Annotated in this window: 16 protein-coding genes and 1 other RNA gene; 9 read left to right on the top strand and 8 right to left on the bottom strand. The window is 54.2% G+C overall.

What is annotated here, in order from left to right:
* Positions 1-183: 183 nt before the first annotated feature.
* The 4 genes from M4I31_RS04025 to M4I31_RS04040 all read left to right on the top strand — a co-directional run bounded on the left by M4I31_RS04025 (position 184) and on the right by M4I31_RS04040 (position 3,748).
* Positions 184-1,044 (top strand): small-conductance mechanosensitive channel MscS, encoded by an 861-nt coding sequence (locus tag M4I31_RS04025; RefSeq protein ID WP_038633539.1) that lies wholly within the window; start codon positions 184-186, stop codon positions 1,042-1,044.
* A 208-nt stretch (positions 1,045-1,252) separates the two neighbouring features.
* A complete protein-coding gene (argO, locus tag M4I31_RS04030) occupies positions 1,253-1,888 on the top strand; it encodes an arginine exporter ArgO (RefSeq protein ID WP_121530030.1) in 636 nt (211 codons plus the stop codon).
* 93 nt (positions 1,889-1,981) lie between these two features.
* On the top strand, positions 1,982-2,728 hold the full coding sequence (locus M4I31_RS04035; protein ID WP_003027002.1) for an oxidative stress defense protein: 747 nt from the start codon (positions 1,982-1,984) through the stop codon (positions 2,726-2,728).
* 123 nt (positions 2,729-2,851) lie between these two features.
* The gene (locus tag M4I31_RS04040; protein WP_038633537.1) at positions 2,852-3,748 is read left to right on the top strand and encodes a LysR family transcriptional regulator; all 897 of its coding nucleotides are present in this window, start codon (positions 2,852-2,854) and stop codon (positions 3,746-3,748) included.
* On the opposite strand, the gene M4I31_RS04045 is transcribed toward M4I31_RS04040, so the two are convergent.
* The 5 genes from M4I31_RS04045 to argP form a co-directional block, all read right to left on the bottom strand.
* Entirely contained in the window at positions 3,745-5,211 is a 1,467-nt protein-coding gene (locus M4I31_RS04045) for an acetyl-CoA hydrolase/transferase family protein (protein ID WP_038633535.1), read from the bottom strand. The genes M4I31_RS04040 and M4I31_RS04045 overlap by 4 nt on opposite strands.
* 24 nt (positions 5,212-5,235) lie before the next feature.
* Positions 5,236-6,021 carry a methylmalonyl-CoA decarboxylase gene (scpB, locus tag M4I31_RS04050; RefSeq protein ID WP_032940464.1) on the bottom strand — a complete coding sequence of 262 codons (786 nt, stop codon included), beginning with the start codon at positions 6,019-6,021 and terminating at the stop codon, positions 5,236-5,238.
* Positions 6,022-6,031: 10 nt separating this feature from the next.
* Positions 6,032-7,027, bottom strand: a complete 996-nt coding sequence (gene meaB, locus M4I31_RS04055; RefSeq protein WP_038633531.1) for a methylmalonyl Co-A mutase-associated GTPase MeaB — start codon at positions 7,025-7,027, stop codon at positions 6,032-6,034.
* The gene (scpA, locus tag M4I31_RS04060) at positions 7,020-9,164 is read right to left on the bottom strand and encodes a methylmalonyl-CoA mutase (protein ID WP_250856859.1); all 2,145 of its coding nucleotides are present in this window, start codon (positions 9,162-9,164) and stop codon (positions 7,020-7,022) included. The genes meaB and scpA overlap by 8 nt, the downstream gene beginning before the upstream one ends.
* A gap of 233 nt (positions 9,165-9,397) precedes the next feature.
* Entirely contained in the window at positions 9,398-10,291 is an 894-nt protein-coding gene (gene argP, locus M4I31_RS04065) for a DNA-binding transcriptional regulator ArgP (protein ID WP_032940465.1), read from the bottom strand.
* Positions 10,292-10,461: 170 nt separating this feature from the next.
* Between argP and rpiA the strand changes: the two genes are divergently transcribed.
* Positions 10,462-11,121, top strand: a complete 660-nt coding sequence (gene rpiA, locus M4I31_RS04070) for a ribose-5-phosphate isomerase RpiA (protein WP_016154364.1) — start codon at positions 10,462-10,464, stop codon at positions 11,119-11,121.
* A 270-nt stretch (positions 11,122-11,391) separates the two neighbouring features.
* Positions 11,392-12,624 carry a phosphoglycerate dehydrogenase gene (gene serA, locus M4I31_RS04075; RefSeq protein WP_006686878.1) on the top strand — a complete coding sequence of 411 codons (1,233 nt, stop codon included), beginning with the start codon at positions 11,392-11,394 and terminating at the stop codon, positions 12,622-12,624.
* Between the two features lie 380 nt (positions 12,625-13,004).
* Here serA and M4I31_RS04080 read toward each other — a convergent pair whose 3' ends face one another.
* From M4I31_RS04080 to zapA, 3 genes are all read right to left on the bottom strand, one after another.
* Positions 13,005-13,601, bottom strand: coding sequence for a 5-formyltetrahydrofolate cyclo-ligase (locus M4I31_RS04080; RefSeq protein WP_038633522.1), 597 nt, complete (start codon positions 13,599-13,601; stop codon positions 13,005-13,007).
* A gap of 19 nt (positions 13,602-13,620) precedes the next feature.
* Positions 13,621-13,804, bottom strand: a non-coding RNA gene (gene ssrS / locus M4I31_RS04085) — 6S RNA.
* A gap of 41 nt (positions 13,805-13,845) precedes the next feature.
* Entirely contained in the window at positions 13,846-14,175 is a 330-nt protein-coding gene (zapA, locus tag M4I31_RS04090; protein WP_003026980.1) for a cell division protein ZapA, read from the bottom strand.
* 167 nt (positions 14,176-14,342) lie between these two features.
* Between zapA and M4I31_RS04095 the strand changes: the two genes are divergently transcribed.
* Genes M4I31_RS04095 through ubiH form a run of 3 tightly spaced genes read left to right on the top strand, consistent with a single transcriptional unit; the run spans position 14,343 to position 17,447 of the window.
* Positions 14,343-14,921, top strand: a complete 579-nt coding sequence (locus M4I31_RS04095; protein ID WP_087856780.1) for a YecA family protein — start codon at positions 14,343-14,345, stop codon at positions 14,919-14,921.
* A gap of 25 nt (positions 14,922-14,946) precedes the next feature.
* A complete protein-coding gene (gene pepP / locus M4I31_RS04100; protein ID WP_085048758.1) occupies positions 14,947-16,272 on the top strand; it encodes a Xaa-Pro aminopeptidase in 1,326 nt (441 codons plus the stop codon).
* Complete coding sequence (gene ubiH / locus M4I31_RS04105) at positions 16,269-17,447, top strand: 2-octaprenyl-6-methoxyphenyl hydroxylase (protein ID WP_085048759.1); 1,179 nt, start codon at positions 16,269-16,271, stop codon at positions 17,445-17,447. The genes pepP and ubiH overlap by 4 nt, the downstream gene beginning before the upstream one ends.
* Positions 17,448-17,498 lie beyond the last annotated feature (51 nt).

A 17,498-nucleotide genomic window follows, 5' to 3' on the forward strand; every position in this document is an offset into this window, starting at 1 on the left:
TTCTACGTGACATGAGGCCCGCCAATGCGGGCCTTTTTTATTGCCATTTCAGCAGGCTGCCGGCAGAGATTTCTGTGATCTGTTTGGCAAAAATCAGGTTTATTGTTTACTCTTGTCAGATTGCCAGTCCCGGCGGGGCGGCTTTATTTTTTCCCATTTGGGTAAGCAAAAAAGGAATAGTGAATGGAAGATTTGAATGTTGTCGACAGCATAAACGGGGCGGGCACCTGGCTGGTCCGCAATCAGGAACTGCTGTTGAGCTATGCCGTCAACATCGTTGCGGCCATCGCCATTGTTATCATCGGTATGATTGTGGCGCGTATCGTATCAAACACCGTTAACCGTCTGATGGTGTCGCGGAAAATTGATGCAACGGTTGCCGATTTTCTCTCCGCACTGGTGCGCTACGGTATTATCGCTTTCACGCTGATTGCCGCGCTGGGCCGCGTTGGGGTGCAAACCGCCTCCGTGATCGCCGTTCTCGGTGCCGCAGGTTTAGCCGTGGGTCTGGCGCTGCAAGGTTCGCTGTCCAACCTTGCCGCAGGCGTGCTGTTGGTGATGTTCCGTCCGTTCCGCGCGGGTGAGTATGTAGACCTCGGCGGCGTAGCGGGAACCGTACTTAACGTGCAGATTTTCTCTACCACCATGCGTACCGTAGACGGTAAGATTGTGGTGATCCCGAACGGTAAAATCATTGCCGGGAACATCATTAACTTCTCTCGCGAACCGGTTCGTCGTAACGAATTCATTATCGGCGTGGCCTACGATTCCGATATCGATCAGGTGAAGAAAATCCTCACCGATATCATCCAATCCGACGAGCGCATCCTTAAAGATCGTGAAATGACGGTGCGCCTGAATGAACTGGGCGCTTCTTCGATTAATTTCGTTGTACGCGTCTGGAGCAACAGCAGCGATCTGCAAAGCGTCTATTGGGACGTACTGGAGCGTATTAAGCGCGAGTTTGACGCCAACGGCATCAGCTTCCCGTATCCGCAGATGGATGTGAACTTCAAGCGTGTGAAAGAGAACGCGGCAGAGTAATCTTTTTCTGCACCACGGTGCCGGATGGCGCTTCGCTTATCCGGCCTGGTCAGATTTCTATACTGTAGGCCGGAGAAGGCGTTAGCTGCTATCCGGCAAAATATCCTCTCATTAATTTCTCTAATCTACGATTAATATTATCAATTTCCGCTAATGATTCTCCCGCGCTATAGTCTGCTCCTAAGAGAAATAGTTTGGGATGAGTAACGTGTTATCTTATTATTTTCAAGGGCTTGTGCTTGGCGCGGCCATGATACTGCCGCTTGGTCCGCAAAACGCCTTTGTAATGAATCAGGGCATTCGTCGCCAGTATCACATCATGATTGCATTACTCTGTGCCATCAGCGATCTGGTGCTAATTTGCGCGGGGATTTTTGGCGGTAGCGCCTTGCTGATGCAGTCACCGTGGCTGATGGCGCTGGTCACCTGGGGGGGAGTGGCGTTTCTACTCTGGTACGGTTTCGGTGCGTTAAAAACGGCGATGAGCAGTAATCTGGAACTGGCCAGCGCTGAAGTAATGAAGCAGGGGCGCTGGAAAATCATCGCCACTATGCTGGCGGTGACCTGGCTTAACCCACACGTTTATCTGGATACCTTTGTGGTGTTGGGGAGTCTCGGAGGCCAACTGGACGTTGAACCTAAGCGCTGGTTTGCGCTGGGTACCGTCAGCGCCTCGTTCCTATGGTTCTTTGGTCTGGCATTGCTGGCGGCCTGGCTGGCGCCGCGTCTGCGCACTGCTAAAGCACAGCGCATCATCAATATCTTAGTAGGATTAGTGATGTGGTTTATCGCTTTTCAGCTGGCAAAAGAAGGTGTTACGCATGTTCATGTGCTGTTCAACTAAGTGTTGTCTGATGGACAACGCAGCGAGATCGGCTAAGCTTGCCTGCATGTGCCCTGAGTTTCGGGGTAATTAATGAAACATGGAGGAACGACCGTGAAGTTCAAAATAATGGCCCTGGCGGCATTAGTCGGATTCAGCGCACTATCGGTACAGGCAAATGAGTTGCCAAACGGACCGCACATCGTGACTTCCGGAACGGCAAGCGTGGATGCAACGCCTGATATCGCCACCCTAGCGATTGAAGTCAATGTTGCTGCGAAGGATGCGGCTTCAGCGAAGAAGCAAGCCGATGAGCGCGTGGCGCAATATCTGTCCTTCCTTGAGCAGAATCAGATAGCGAAGAAAGACATTAGCGCTGCCAACCTGCGCACGCAGCCGGACTACGATTACCAGAACGGCAAAAGCATCCTCAAAGGTTATCGTGCGGTGCGTACCGTTGAAGTGACGCTGCGTCAGTTGGACAAACTCAACGCTCTGCTTGATGGCGCGCTAAAGGCTGGTCTGAATGAGATCCGTTCGGTATCGCTTGGCGTCGCCCAACCGGATGCCTACAAAGATAAGGCGCGTAAAGCGGCAATTGATGATGCAATTCATCAGGCTGAACAGCTGGCGGCAGGCTTTAACAGCAAACTGGGACCCGTTTATAGTGTGCGCTACCACGTGTCCAATTATCAGCCGAGCCCGATGGTACGGATGATGAAAGCAGATGCAGCGCCTGCGGCATCCGCTCAGGAAACCTACGAACAGCCGGTTATTCAGTTTGACGATCAGGTTGATGTGGTCTTCCAGATTGAACCGACGGCGGGGCAGCCGGCAGCAACACCTGCCAAAACCCAGTAATCTTTTCAAACCCGGCCTTCCAGCCGGGTTTTTTCTGTGAGCAACTGTAAAAATGAGATCTCACATCCAGTCTTTTTTTTCGCCGTAATGAGGATAGGCCATAGCGATTTTTAAGGGGACGCTATGGATATTTTTATCTCGAAAAAGATGCGTAATTTCATTCTGCTGGCGCAAACCAATAACATCGCCAGAGCGGCAGAAAAAATCCATATGACCGCATCGCCTTTCGGTAAAAGCATTGCCGCACTGGAAGATCAAATCGGCTATACGCTGTTTACCCGCAAAGATAACAACATCAGCCTGAATAAAGCCGGGCAGGAGCTCTATCAGAAACTGTTCCCTGTTTATCAGCGTCTCTCTGCTATTGATAACGAAATCCATAACGCCTCTCGCCGCTCGCGAGAAATCGTCATCGGCATCGACAATACCTATCCAACGATTATTTTCGACCAGTTGATTAGCCTTGGCGACAAGTACGATGGCGTGACGGCCCAGGCCATTGAATTCAGCGAGAATGGGGTGATCGATAACCTGTTCGATCGGAAACTGGATTTTATTATCTCACCGCAGCACGTTTCCCCTCGCGTGCAGGAACTGGAAAATCTGGCGATTAGCGAGTTGTCTCCGCTGCGTCTGGGGTTTCTCGTTTCCCGGCGCTACGAAGAAAAACAGCCGCATGAGCTGCTACGTGAGCTGCCATGGCTGCAAATGCGCTTCCAGAATCGCGCCAACTTTGAGGCGATGCTCGATGCTTACATGCGGCCCTGCGGAATTCATCCGACGATTATCTACCGCCCGTACAGCTTTATGGCCAAGATTAGCGCGGTGGAGCGTGGGCAGTTTTTGACGGTGATCCCCCATTTTGCCTGGCGGCTGGTTAACCCCTCGACGTTGAAATATTTTGATGCGCCCGGCAGCCCTATGTATATGCAGGAATTTCTCTATTCGCTGAAAAACCATCGTTATACCGCCACGATGCTTCAGCATATTGCTGAAGATCGTGAGGGTACGGCAAGTTAAACGAGCATCGATCCGGTTTCGATCAGGTTACGATGCAGATCGAACGCATGGCTGAGATCGTGATGGATATGCCCGCCGGGCGCTCGCTCCAGATAACGGTGCAGGTAGTCCCGATACAGAGGATGCGCACAGTTATCGATAATCGTGTGCGCCCGCTGCATCGGAGATAACCCACGCAGATCGGCAATTCCCTGTTCGGTAACGATCACTTTGACGCTATGTTCGCTGTGATCGACATGGCTGCACATCGGTACGATGGTGGAGATTTTCCCGCCTTTGGCAATCGACGGCGCCATAAAGATCGACAGGTAGGCGTTGCGCTCGAAATCGCCGCTGCCGCCAATGCCATTCATCAGGTTCACACCTGCTACGTGTGTGGAATTGGCATGACCGTAGATGTCAAACTCCAGACCGACATTGAGCGCAATGACGCCCAGCCGACGAATGATTTCCGGGTTATTGGAAATCTCCTGCGGGCGCAGCACAATCCGGCTGGCGAAGAAGTCCATGTTGTCATAAATCTTCTGCAGCGATGGGGCTGAAATGGTCAAACTGGAGGCGCTGGCGCCGGTTATCTTGCCCGTTTCCAGCAGATGCACCACAGATTCTTGCAACACCTCGGAATACATCATAAAGGGTGGAATATCCGGGTTCTCGCCCAGTCGCGCCATTACCGCGTTGTTGATATTGCCCACGCCGCTTTGTAAGGGCAGGAATTCCGCTGGGATGCGTTTGTGCGCCATTTCCGCCAGCAGAAATGTCACCACGTTATCGGCAATTTGCTGGCTGACCGGGTTGCTTTTATCCGCGGCATTTCCGGCATCGGGTAGTTCGGTATCCACGACCGCGATAATTTTTTTCGGGTCTATCTGCACACACTGGCTGCCCACGCGATCCATGGTGTGAAAAATCGGCACGCTGTTTCGCCGCGGCGGTGCGCCGGGTATCACAATGTCGGCAAACTCCGCCACGCGCGGGTTATGGTAATGATTCAGTTCGATAATCACCTTTTTCGCCCGCAGCAGCCAGGTCGGCGCGTTGCCGATGCCGCTGGAAAGCCAAATCCGACCATCTGGCGCAATGGCGGAGGCTTCAATGACGGCAACATCGATCTCGCCAAAAAAGCCATAATTGACCATTTGCGCCACTTCGCTCAAATGGAGATCGACAAACCTCACCTGACCCTGATTAATTTTCTCGCGCAGGCCCGATGATGTTTGATAGGGAGCCCGCCAGGAAACGGCATCCGCCGCGGATAACGCATCATCAGCGGCAGCGCCAATTGAGGCTCCTGTCAGCAGACGGATTTGAAAAGGTTGCCCGACCTGATGCCGTTCGCAGGCGAGTTGAGCAATTGCGTTAGGTAATGCTTTTGGCGAACCCGCAGGGGTAAAGCCGCTGAATGCCACCATATCGTCGTGCTGGATAATTTCTGCCGCTTCTTCGGCACTCATCCGTTTCATGGCCGTCTCCTTCCTCGGGCGTGATTAATGGCCGACAAAATTGGGTTTACGTTTTTCCATAAACGCGTTCATCCCTTCCTGATAATCCTCGCTGTCGTACACCGCGCGGCGCATGCCCTGAATACGCTCAAATTCGTCTGAGTTCATGGTGTGCGCTTCGCCCAGCACGCGCAGTTCTTCTTTAATGACGGCGATGGCCAGCGGCGCTTTCTCCGAGATGTGGTGCGCCATTTGCAGAGTGAAATCCTCCAGTTCGTCGACAGGAACCACATGGTTGAGGATCCCGACGGCCATCGCACGCTGAGCGGTAATCGGCGAGGCGGTAAAGATCAGCTCTTTCACGATGTGGAATCCAGCATCGCGGGTCAGGTTGTGGATGCCGACCAGGTTATACGGTACCCCGAGGTTGACCGGTGTCATCGAGAAGGTAGAGGTTTCAGCGGCGATGATGAGATCGGAACTCATGATCATCTCAAACGCGCCGCCCCAGACGCTGCCTTCGACCATGGAGATCACCGGTTTTGGATATTTTTGGATCATGCGGGTGATCTGGCGCAGCGGATCGTCATAGGAGAGCGGATCGCGACGTCCGGAGGGGAGTTCATGAATATCATGTCCGGCAGAGAACACTTTGGCCCCGCTCGGGGCGCGCAAAATGATGCAGCGAATTTCCGGACGATTAAGATCGCTCAGCGCCTGCATCAGATCGTCGATAAACACTTTGCTCAGCGCATTGAGCTTGCGGGCGTAATTGAACTCAATGACCGCGACTTTCTGGATGATGACTACGTTGACGTATTGATAAGACATAATGTTCTCTTCATTCAAAGTAATGATGCTGGATAAATTCACTAATGTGACGCAGACCGGTACGCGGCGAAAGGTCGTTATTTTTGACGGCCTGCAGCGTCTGCTGGAAATAACGGTCGAAATCAGTCCGGGTAAACAGCAGATGCAAAGCTTCTTCTTCAGCCTGCTTGTGTAACCAGTCCACCGCTTGCTGCTGGCGGACTTTTTCCAGTCGACCGCTGACGGTAAGGCACGTTTTAAAGTCAGTTATCGCCTGCCAAATCTCCTCGATGCCACGTTTTTCCAGAGCGCTACAGGCCAGAACCTGCGGCTGCCACTCGTCATACTTGCGGCGCAGAATATGCAGGGCGGATTCGTACATATGGCGGGCGATGGCAACCTGGTTACGGTTATCACCGTCGTCCTTGTTGATGACGACCAGATCCGCCATCTCCATCAGGCCCTTTTTGATGCCCTGCAAATCGTCGCCACCGCCGGCAATTTGCAGTGAGATAAAGCAATCCACCATGCCGGCGACTTCAGTTTCTGACTGCCCGACGCCGACGGTTTCCACAATCACCACGTCAAAGCCCGCCGCCTCGCACAACAGCATTAATTCACGGGCACGCTGGCTGGCGCCGCCTAAATGACCGCTGGAAGGAACCGGGCGAATAAATGCCGATTCTGCGCGGGACAGTTCCGTCATCCGGGTTTTATCGCCAAGAATGCTGCCGCCGCTAACGGGACTACTGGGATCGACCGCAATCACTGCCACCCGTAATCCCCGACGGATCAACAGCATACCGAACGCCTCCAGAAAGGTGCTTTTGCCCGCGCCCGGCGTGCCAGTGATGCCCAGACGCAGCGCGTTACCGGTGAACGGCATTATCGCGTCCAGCAATTGCGTACTCAGTGGCTGGTGGCGCGGGTGGCTGCTCTCAACCAGCGTCATCGCCTGGGCAAGCGTGGCCCGTTCACCGCGCCGCAAGCGTCGGACGGCATCGTCAAGCGTGGCGGCGTTAATCATGATGCTGGCTGATCCGGGTCAATACATCGCGGACGCTGTCGAGCATTGGCGTGCCGGGGCCATAAATGGCTGCCACGCCATGCTCGTACAGGAAGGCGTAGTCCTGTGGTGGTATTACACCGCCTGCCACCACGCAGATATCTGCGCGTCCCCAGCCTTTGAGCGCCGTGACCAGTTCAGGGATCAGCGTCTTATGCCCTGCAGCCAGTGACGATGCGCCTATGACATGTACATCGTTTTCTACCGCCAGACGGGCGATCTCTTCTGGCGTGGAGAACATCGGACTGAGATCGACGTCGAAGCCGAGATCGGAGTAGGCGCTGGCGATCACTTTCGCGCCGCGATCGTGACCATCCTGGCCCATCTTGGCGATCAGGATCCGAGGTCGGCGACCATTTTCCGCGAGGAACTGTTCGGTTTGCGCAACAATGGCGTCGAACTCATTGGCGGATTTGTCGGACTGGTGATAGCTTTGCGCAATCACGCCGGTGACGCACTGGCTGGGAACCAGATAGCGGTCAAAAGCGGCTTCCAGCGCGTCGGAGATCTCACCGAGCGTGGCGCGAACGCGGGCGGCGTTAACGGCGGCGGTCAGCAGATTTTCATTATGCTGCGCGGCGTGGGTCAGCGCCGTTAGCGCGGCGTTGACGGCATCATTGTCGCGAGTGGCGCGGATATGCTGTAGTGAAGCAATCTGTTCGTTGCGCACTTTCACGTTGTCGATTTCCAGTACCGACGTTTCGTCTTCTTTATCCAGCTTGTACTTGTTCACGCCAACGATGACGCGTTTGCCCTGGTCTATCAGCGACTGCTCGCGCGCCGAAGCTTCTTCGATCATCCGTTTGGGGAGTCCAGCTTCAATCGCCTTCGCCATGCCGCCCGCTTCATCAATTTGTTTAATGATCGTGCGCGCCTGCTTCACGATTTGATCGGTCAATGATTCGACGTAGTACGATCCGGCCAGCGGATCGACGGTGCGGCAGATCTCTGACTCCTCCTGAATAATGATCTGTGTATTACGCGCGATGCGAGCAGAGAAATCGGTGGGCAGACCGAGCACTTCATCAAAGGCGTTGGTGTGCAGCGACTGGGTACCGCCAAGCGTGGCGCCGAGTGCTTCAATGGTTGTGCGGATCACGTTGTTGTAGGGATCCTGTTCGGTCAGACTCCAGCCGGAGGTCTGGCAGTGGGTACGCAGAGCGAGAGATTTCGGGTTGGTTGCGCCAAAACCGCTGACGGCTTCACTCCACAAATAGCGAGCCGCGCGCAGCATGGCGACGTTCATAAACAGATCCATGCCGATACCGAAGAAGAATGACAGACGCGGGGCGAAGTCATCAATTTTCAGCCCGGCAGACAGTGCGGCTTTGATGTACTCAATGCCGTCAGCCAGCGTAAACGCTACCTGCTGGACGCAGTTCGCTCCGGCTTCCCCCATGTGATAACCGCTGATACTGATGGTGTTATAGCGCGGCATATTGGCGGAGCACCAGGCGATGATGTCGGCGATGATGCGCATTGAAGGTTTTGGTGGATAGATGTAGGTGTTGCGGCACAGATACTCTTTCAGAATATCGTTCTGAATGGTCCCGGTGAGCTGTTCCGGCGTTACGCCTTGCTCCTCAGCCGCGACGATATAAAACGCCAGGACCGGCAGCACCGCGCCGTTCATCGTCATCGACACCGACATCTTATCCAGCGGGATCTGATCAAACAGCACCTTCATATCTTCGACGGTATCGATCGCCACGCCCGCTTTGCCGACATCGCCCGCCACGCGCGGGTTGTCAGAGTCATAGCCGCGGTGGGTGGCAAGGTCAAAGGCAACGGAAAGTCCTTTTTGTCCGGCGGCGAGGTTGCGACGGTAAAAGGCGTTGGATTCTTTGGCGGTAGAGAAACCGGCATACTGGCGGATGGTCCACGGCTGCGCGGTATACATGGTGGCGCGTGGGCCGCGCACGTAAGGCGGCAGGCCGGGCAGGGTGCCCGTGACTTCCAGATTATCGAGGTCAGCCTCGGTGTACAGCGGCTTGATGACAATCCCTTCCGCCGTCTGTCTTTCCAGCGACTCAACGGTTTTTTCCCGTCGACTGAGTTCTTTATTGGCAAGTGTTTGCCACTCTTGCACGTTAGCCATTTTTTGCTCCGTATTACGCAATAAGTTGAATCTTTACGAGATACGGTGAGCTTTTTCATTTGGCTTGTCGCCAGCAAAAAATAGCCAACAGGGCGTCGTTTTTTGCCGCGTGGTATGTTTTATTTTGTGATGTATTTCAAAGACGTGGCGGGAATAACATGAAAAAGCGGTAAGAGGGGGTAGGCCGGATAAGGCGTTACGCCGCCATCCGGCACTCAGAGGCTACAAACAGTTTAATCCTGACGCAGTACGTTGTGACCGTAAGCCAGCAGCGCGTCGGTAACGTTGCGCATCATGCGGCTTTCCGGCGCAAAACGGTGCCAGTACAACATCCGACGCTGGAACAGGCCCGGCGTCAAGTCGATGAGCTCACCGCTTTCCAGCTCTTTTTCTATCTGTAAGTGCGGGATCATGCAGCAGGTCGTGCCCTGACGGGCCAACTGGACGAAGGCTTCTGATGAGTTAACGATATGGCAAGGCACGCTGCCTGGCGGCAGATCGAAGTTTTGTTGCAGGAACGCCTGATGCATATCATCAAGATGGTCAAACGCGACCGCCGGGGCTTTCAGCAGGGCAGAGCGAGTGACGCCGTTCGGGAAATAGCGCTCGGCGAACGCTTTTGAACCCACAAACAGGTAATCCAGCGCGCCAAGTTTATCCACCAGACAGCTTGGCAGCGCCTGATGTTGAATACTCACCGCACCGACCACTTCACCACGGCGCAGACGTTCCTGCGTGCGCGTTTCATCCTCAACCTGCAGGTTCAGGCGAATCGGCGAATTAGCCAGTACCGGGGCCAGCGCCGGAAGCAACCAGGTTGCCAGACTGTCGGCGTTCACCGCCAGCGAAAGCAGCAGCGGCGTGGAGCCAGTTTGCTCATCACCCAGCCACTCATCTTCCAGCAGTTCAACCTGGCGTAAGAGCGCCAGGAGTTTCTGCCCTTGTTCAGTCGGGCGAGGCGGTACGGTACGCACCAGCAGCGGCTGTCCGAACATATTCTCAAGCTGTTTTATGCGCTGTGAAACGGCGGATTGCGTGATGCACAGCTTTTGCGCCGCGCGCTCAAATCCTCGTTCACGAATAACCGCATCCAGTGCTTGTAGTGTTCTGTAGTCCGGACGTTTCATTGCTTTGGCGCACTCCTGAAATTTTTGCTTGTTCTGCACTATGACACAAATTTGGGTTGGGTAAAGACGAAATCAGCCACCCGGGAGCGGGTGTGGGGACATTTTTCTGCACAATGTTCTATAATGCGCGTGAATTTTCCCACCATATTCACACCACAGGCGAAACGATCATGACGCAGGATGAACTGAAAAAAGCAGTAGGATGGGCGGCACTTCAGTATGTACAGCCCGGTACCATTGTGGGCGTAGGTACAGGTTCAACAGCCGCACACTTTATTGATGCGCTGGGCACAATGAAAGGTCAGATTGAAGGCGCGGTGTCCAGTTCTGACGCCTCGACCGAAAAACTCAAAAGCCTTGGCATCCACGTGTTCGATCTTAACGAAGTGGACAGCCTCGGCGTCTACGTTGACGGTGCAGATGAAATCAACGGCCATATGCAGATGATTAAAGGCGGTGGCGCAGCGTTGACCCGTGAAAAAATCATTGCTTCCGTGGCGAAGAAATTTATTTGCATCGCTGACGCGTCCAAAGAAGTCGATATTCTCGGTAACTTCCCGTTGCCGGTAGAAGTTATCCCAATGGCGCGTAGCGCAGTGGCTCGCCAGTTGGTGAAGCTGGGCGGTCGCCCTGAATACCGTCAGGGCGTGGTAACTGACAATGGTAACGTGATCCTTGACGTGCATGGTCTGGAAATCCTCGACGCTATCGCGCTGGAAAACGCCATTAATGCGATTCCGGGCGTGGTAACCGTAGGTTTGTTCGCTAACCGTGGTGCGGATGTCGCGCTGATCGGTACCCCAGACGGCGTGAAAACTATCGTAAAATGATCTGATGGGAGCGTCTTCTCCCGTTAAAAAAATTTTGGCAGGGCAAATTTGGTGACTTGTGTCACGTTTACAATATTGCCCTGCCGATCTCTCCAAAGAAAAAGTTATCGCCAGTATTTTCCTCTGACATTTCCCGCTGAATGACATTTCCTCAGCATGACGACGCAAACGTTCATATTGCTGCAATATTATTTTTTGATATGTTGAAGAGGCGGATGAAAATCCCACACACAACACATCAGATTGGACAAAAAAGACAGGGTCGGGGAAATGGCAAAGGTATCACTGGAGAAAGATAAGATTAAATTTCTGCTGGTAGAAGGCGTGCACCAAAAAGCACTCGAGAGCCTTCGTGCAGCAGGTTATACCAACATCGAGTTTCACAAAGGCGCTCTGGACACCGAACAACTGAAAGAGTCCATCCGTGATGCTCACTTCATTGGCCTGCGATCCCGTACCCATCTGACTGAAGATGTAATTGCCGCCGCAGAAAAACTGGTCGCGATTGGTTGCTTCTGCATCGGCACCAACCAGGTTGATCTTAGCGCTGCGGCAAAGCGCGGGATCCCGGTGTTTAACGCGCCATTCTCTAACACACGTTCCGTTGCTGAACTGGTGATTGGCGAACTGCTGCTACTGCTACGCGGTGTACCAGAAGCGAACGCCAAAGCGCACCGCGGCGTGTGGAATAAACTGGCTACTGGCTCTTTTGAAGCGCGCGGCAAAAAACTGGGGATCATCGGCTACGGGCACATTGGTACTCAGTTAGGCATTCTGGCGGAATCGCTGGGGATGCATGTCTATTTCTATGATATTGAAAATAAACTTCCGCTGGGTAACGCCACGCAGGTTCAGCATCTTTCCGATCTGCTCAATATGAGCGACGTGGTGAGCCTGCACGTGCCGGAAAATGCCTCTACCAAAAACCTGATGGGCGCGCGTGAGATTTCGCTGATGAAACCGGGCGCGCTGCTGATTAACGCCGCACGCGGTACGGTGGTTGATATTCCTGCGTTGTGCGACGCGTTAGCGACCAAACATCTTGCAGGGGCGGCAATTGACGTGTTCCCAACCGAACCGGCAACGAACAGCGATCCGTTCACTTCGCCGCTGTGTGATTTCGACAACGTGATCCTGACGCCGCATATTGGTGGTTCCACGCTGGAAGCGCAGGAAAATATCGGTCTGGAAGTGGCGGGGAAACTGATCAAGTATTCCGATAACGGCTCCACGCTGTCTGCGGTTAACTTCCCGGAAGTTTCGCTGCCGCTGCACGGTGGTCGTCGTCTGATGCACATTCACGAAAACCGTCCTGGCGTTCTGACCGCGCTGAACCAGATTTTTGCCGAGCAGGGCGTCAACATTGCCGCGCAGTATCTGCAGACTTCCGCGCAGGTAGGTTATGTGGTCATCGATATTGAAGCGGATGAAGATGTGGCGGAAAAAGCGCTGCTGGCGATGAAAGCCCTTCCGGGAACCATTCGCGCCCGTCTGCTGTACTAATTTCCTCTAAATGGGCAGGCGATGACCTGCCCATCTTTCCTCTGATTTCCCTGCCTCAAAATTTCTTTCTGTAACGCATACATTCTGTTTTCGAGCCTTGCCGCAATTGGCAACTAAAGGCAGTGCTGCGTGTTGTACAGCACTAAAAGAAATTTACGATAGGGGCTCAGCATCGCGCTGAAACGGGAAAGCCCCTACCGAAGCAGGGGCTCTAAAAAGGAAAGGGACGATGATGAGATACGTCATCATGCTGCTGATCCTGTTAATCATCGCTTGCCCAGCATATTAACAGAGAGTACGCAGGAGGGAGGTTCGCCTCCCTCACCCTTCACCGAGGAATTTAGGTCAAAAAAACGGCGCTGTCAATCGGCAAAAAACGGCTACCACTGCCAAATTTTGGATGGTGTCACCACCGCAGGCAGTGGGATATCCCACTCTTCGACAGGCAGCTTTTCCACTAACTGGCAATCATGCGCGTAGCCCACGGGCTGGATCTTATGCTGCTGCCAGTTTTGCAACGTACGGTCATAAAATCCGCCGCCCATGCCCAGGCGCTGCCCGTCTTCATCAAACGCGACTAACGGCGTAACCAGTACATCCAGCTTTGCCAGTGGTAATACGTCGCGGACATCAAGTCGCGGCTCCTGGATCTTTAAGCGGTTGGTCACCAGCGCACTCTGCGGATGATAGTGCAGGAACAGCAGGTTGCCAGGGCTGAAGGGATGAAGAACCGGAAGGTAGACGCGCTTACCCGCTCGCCACAGCTGTTCGATCAGCGGTTGGGTGTCGAGTTCGCCATCGAAAGAGAGAAACACCGCCACGGTATGGGCAAGAACAACAGGGGGAAAACTGAGCATTCTGGTCGCGGCTTGCTGACCAAATTGTTGTTGCTGATCGCTGGTAAGCGCACGGCGACGCTGACGAATCAGTGTGCGTATTTCTTGTCGGGATAAAGGGAGTTCAGAAAGTAGTGTCATGGCTGTTGCCAGGTAGAAGGGAATCTCCGAGATGCCGCCGCAGGCTGTAACCCTTGAACCCTTGGTTCAAGGTGAATGTGTCGTCACAGTTTTAAGGCTTCTCGGACGGGCCGAGCATGCTCACCAACCGTGGAGCGCCACATTCTTGTGGTATGAAATATCGGCTCAGGGGACTGGCCCGCTTGCAAACATCTCAGAGAAATTTTGTCTTCACGGTCACTCTACCACAGTAAACCGAAAAGTGTTATTCAAAGTTTTGGCCCGTTTTTTCGGTTATGCGACCCTGATCAAGCAACGCTTGTTCGATGGTCTGTTGCAGCATCCGAATACGTTGTTCCATGCTCGCCGCGTACTCACGCGTCTTCGCTTTTTCCTGAGTTAATTCATAGCTGATGTTCAACGCGGCGATGAAAACCAACTGCTCAGTATTTGTGACTCTAGTGCGAACTTTCAGATCTTGCAATCGCTGATTGAGATCGTCCGCAGCCTGATTCAACGCATCCCTTTGTTCAGGCGGGCAATTCACTCGCAGTGAACGGCCAAATATTTGGATATCGACGGGTTGTGCAGACATGCCACCTTCCTGCTGATTGACTGCGCTGCCTTCGTCTCCAGACCTTGGGTCCGCGAAGGGGCGACACTATAGCTACCCTGGTATCAAGATACAAGCCCTTTTCTGGTCCACCAGGGTCCAAAGTGGTAGCATATCATGAATATTCCTCCCTTTGATGACGAATGCTTATGTCTATACAGAACGAAATGCCTGGCTACAGCGAAGTTAGCCAGTTTTTGAACCAACAAGGGGCTGGATTAACCCCGGCCGAAATGCACGGCTTAATCAGCGGGATAATTTGTGGCGGTAACAACGACAGCTCATGGCAGCCGCTGTTGCACGACCTGACGAACGAAGGTCTGGCCTTTGGTCACGAGCTGGCTCAGGCGCTGCTGAAAATGCACTCTGCTACCAGCGATGCCCTTGAGGACGACGGCTTCCTTTTTCAGCTTTTTCTGCCTGAAGGTGATGACGTCAGCGTATTCGATCGCGCCGATGCGCTGGCTGGCTGGGTAAACCACTTCCTGCTGGGCCTCGGCGTCACGCAGCCTAAGCTCGACAAAGTGACCGGCGAAACCGGTGAAGCGATTGACGACCTGCGCAATATCGCCCAGTTGGGCTATGACGAAGACGAAGATCAGGAAGAGCTGGAAATGTCGCTCGAAGAGATCATCGAATACGTGCGTGTAGCCGCCTTGCTGTGCCATGACACGTTTACGCGTCAGCAGCCGACTGCGCCGGAAGTCCGTAAACCGACTCTGCACTAAATACAACAACGCCAAGGAGAGTGTTATGAGTGAGATATCTCAGCAAGAATTCCAGCGTCGTCGTCAGGCTTTGCTGGCACAAATGCAGCCCGGCAGCGCCGCGCTGATTTTTGCCGCGCCGGAAGCGACGCGCAGCGCGGACAGTGAATACCCGTACCGCCAGAACAGTGATTTCTGGTATTTCACCGGCTTTAACGAGCCTGAAGCCGTGCTGGTGCTGATTAAAAGTGATGATACTCATAACCACAGCGTTTTGTTCAACCGGGTTCGCGATCTGACGGCGGAGATCTGGTTTGGCCGCCGTCTGGGCCAGGATGCCGCGCCGGCAAAACTCGGCGTTGACCGGGCGCTGGCCTTCAGTGAAATCAACCAACAGCTGCACTTGCTGCTCAATGGCCTGGACGCGGTGTATCACGCACAGGGCGAGTACGCTTGGGCTGACGAAATTGTCTGCACGGCGCTGGATAAACTACGCAAAGGTTCCAGACAAAATCTGCACGCGCCTGGCGCGATCATCGACTGGCGTCCGATGGTGCATGAAATGCGCCTGTTCAAATCACCAGAAGAGATTGCGATCATGCGCCGTGCCGGAGAGATCACCGCCCTGGCGCATACCCGCGCGATGGAAAAATGCCGTCCGGGGATGTTTGAATACCAACTGGAAGGGGAGATTCACCACGAATTTACCCGCCACGGCGCGCGTTATCCGTCCTATAACACCATTGTCGGAAGCGGTGAAAACGGCTGTATCCTGCATTACACCGAAAATGAAAGTGAAATGCGCGATGGCGACCTGGTGCTGATTGACGCTGGCTGTGAATACAAAGGCTATGCGGGCGACATTACGCGTACTTTTCCGGTTAATGGCAAATTTACCCCCGCGCAGCGCGAAATCTACGATATCGTGCTGGAATCCTTAGAGACCAGCCTACGTCTGTATCGCCCCGGAACTTCCATTCAGGACGTCACCGGTGAAGTTGTGCGCATCATGATTACCGGTCTGGTGAAGCTTGGCATATTGCGCGGTGACGTCGACCAGTTAATTACCGAGAATGCGCACCGGCCATACTTTATGCATGGCCTTAGCCACTGGCTGGGGCTGGATGTGCACGATGTTGGCGTTTATGGTCAGGATCGTTCGCGTATCCTTGAGCCAGGAATGGTGCTGACCGTCGAGCCAGGGTTATATATCGCGCCGGATGCCGATGTACCGGCTGCTTATCGGGGCATTGGCATTCGTATAGAAGATGACATCCTTATCACCGAAGACGGTAATGAAAATCTGACCGCCAGCGTGGTGAAGAAAGCGGATGATATTGAAGCCTTAATGGCTGCGGCGCGACTGCAATGAGCGTAATTATCGTTGGTGGTGGCATGGTCGGCGCGACGCTGGCGCTGGCCATTTCCCAGCTCAGTCATGGGACGCTGCCAGTTCATCTGATAGAAGCGAGCGAACCTGAAACTGACCGTCATCCTGGGTTTGACGCCCGGGCGATTGCGCTGGCGGCAGGAACCTGTCAGCAGCTGGCGCGAATTGGCGTGTGGCAGGCGATTGCCGATTGCGCAACGGCAATTAAAACGGTCCACGTCAGCGATCGCGGCCATGCCGGATTTGTTACGCTGGATGCGCAGGAATATCGTCTCCCGGCGCTGGGTCAGGTGGTGGAACTCCACGATGTTGGGCTGCGTCTGTTTGCGCTACTGCGTAAAGCGCCGGGCGTCACGCTGCATTGTCCCGATCGCGTAGCCAGCGTGTCGCGTACGCAGGGTCAAGTTGAGGTCACACTGGAAAATGGCGAGTCCATTACCGGTCGCGTGGTGGTCGCCGCTGACGGTACACGTTCCGCGCTGGCTACCGCCTGCGGTGTGGACTGGCTGCAGCAGCCTTATGAACAACTGGCGGTAATCGCCAATGTTTCGACCTCCGTTCCCCACGATGGGCGCGCGTTTGAACGTTTTACGCAGCATGGCCCGCTGGCAATGCTCCCGATGTCTGATGGTCGCTGCTCGCTGGTGTGGTGCCATCCGCTGGATCAGCGCGATGAGATCATGGCCTGGTCCGACGAACGGTTTTGCCGTGAATTGCAAACCGCGTTTGGCTGGCGGCTGGGACGTATTACCCAGACCGGTAAACGCAGCGCTTATCCGCTGTCATTAACCACTGCGCTGAAGGCGATTACCCATCGTACCGTGCTGGTGGGGAACGCCGCTCAGACGCTACATCCCATTGCCGGACAAGGTTTCAACCTTGGTCTGCGCGACGTAATGAGCCTGGCTGAGACGTTAACTCAGGCGCAAAACTGCGCGGAAGATATTGGTGATTACGCAGTGCTGGCACGCTATCAGCAACGTCGTGAGCGCGATCGCGAAACGACAATTGGCGTAACCAACAATCTGGTGTATCTGTTTGCCAACCGCTGGGCCCCGCTGGTTGTTGGGCGAAATGCCGGGCTGATGGCGATGGAGTTATTCACACCCGCGCGCGATGCGCTGGCGGAGCGGACCCTGGGTTGGGTTGCGCGATAAATATGGCCTGTAAGCCGGATGGCGGCGTAAATGCCTTATCCGGCCTACGGT

Source organism: Citrobacter sp. XT1-2-2 (genome assembly GCF_023516235.1).
Classification (GTDB): domain Bacteria; phylum Pseudomonadota; class Gammaproteobacteria; order Enterobacterales; family Enterobacteriaceae; genus Citrobacter; species Citrobacter werkmanii.

Coding starts and splice junctions, on each gene's coding strand:
- M4I31_RS04040 (WP_038633537.1), top strand. CDS start 2,852: ATGGATATTTTTATCTCGAAAAAGATGCGTAATTTCATTCTGCTGGCG.
- rpiA (WP_016154364.1), top strand. CDS start 10,462: ATGACGCAGGATGAACTGAAAAAAGCAGTAGGATGGGCGGCACTTCAG.
- meaB (WP_038633531.1), bottom strand. CDS start 7,027: ATGATTAACGCCGCCACGCTTGACGATGCCGTCCGACGCTTGCGGCGC.
- scpB (WP_032940464.1), bottom strand. CDS start 6,021: ATGTCTTATCAATACGTCAACGTAGTCATCATCCAGAAAGTCGCGGTC.
- serA (WP_006686878.1), top strand. CDS start 11,392: ATGGCAAAGGTATCACTGGAGAAAGATAAGATTAAATTTCTGCTGGTA.
- argP (WP_032940465.1), bottom strand. CDS start 10,291: ATGAAACGTCCGGACTACAGAACACTACAAGCACTGGATGCGGTTATT.
- ubiH (WP_085048759.1), top strand. CDS start 16,269: ATGAGCGTAATTATCGTTGGTGGTGGCATGGTCGGCGCGACGCTGGCG.
- M4I31_RS04095 (WP_087856780.1), top strand. CDS start 14,343: ATGTCTATACAGAACGAAATGCCTGGCTACAGCGAAGTTAGCCAGTTT.
- M4I31_RS04045 (WP_038633535.1), bottom strand. CDS start 5,211: ATGAAACGGATGAGTGCCGAAGAAGCGGCAGAAATTATCCAGCACGAC.
- M4I31_RS04080 (WP_038633522.1), bottom strand. CDS start 13,601: ATGACACTACTTTCTGAACTCCCTTTATCCCGACAAGAAATACGCACA.
- pepP (WP_085048758.1), top strand. CDS start 14,947: ATGAGTGAGATATCTCAGCAAGAATTCCAGCGTCGTCGTCAGGCTTTG.
- zapA (WP_003026980.1), bottom strand. CDS start 14,175: ATGTCTGCACAACCCGTCGATATCCAAATATTTGGCCGTTCACTGCGA.
- M4I31_RS04025 (WP_038633539.1), top strand. CDS start 184: ATGGAAGATTTGAATGTTGTCGACAGCATAAACGGGGCGGGCACCTGG.
- scpA (WP_250856859.1), bottom strand. CDS start 9,164: ATGGCTAACGTGCAAGAGTGGCAAACACTTGCCAATAAAGAACTCAGT.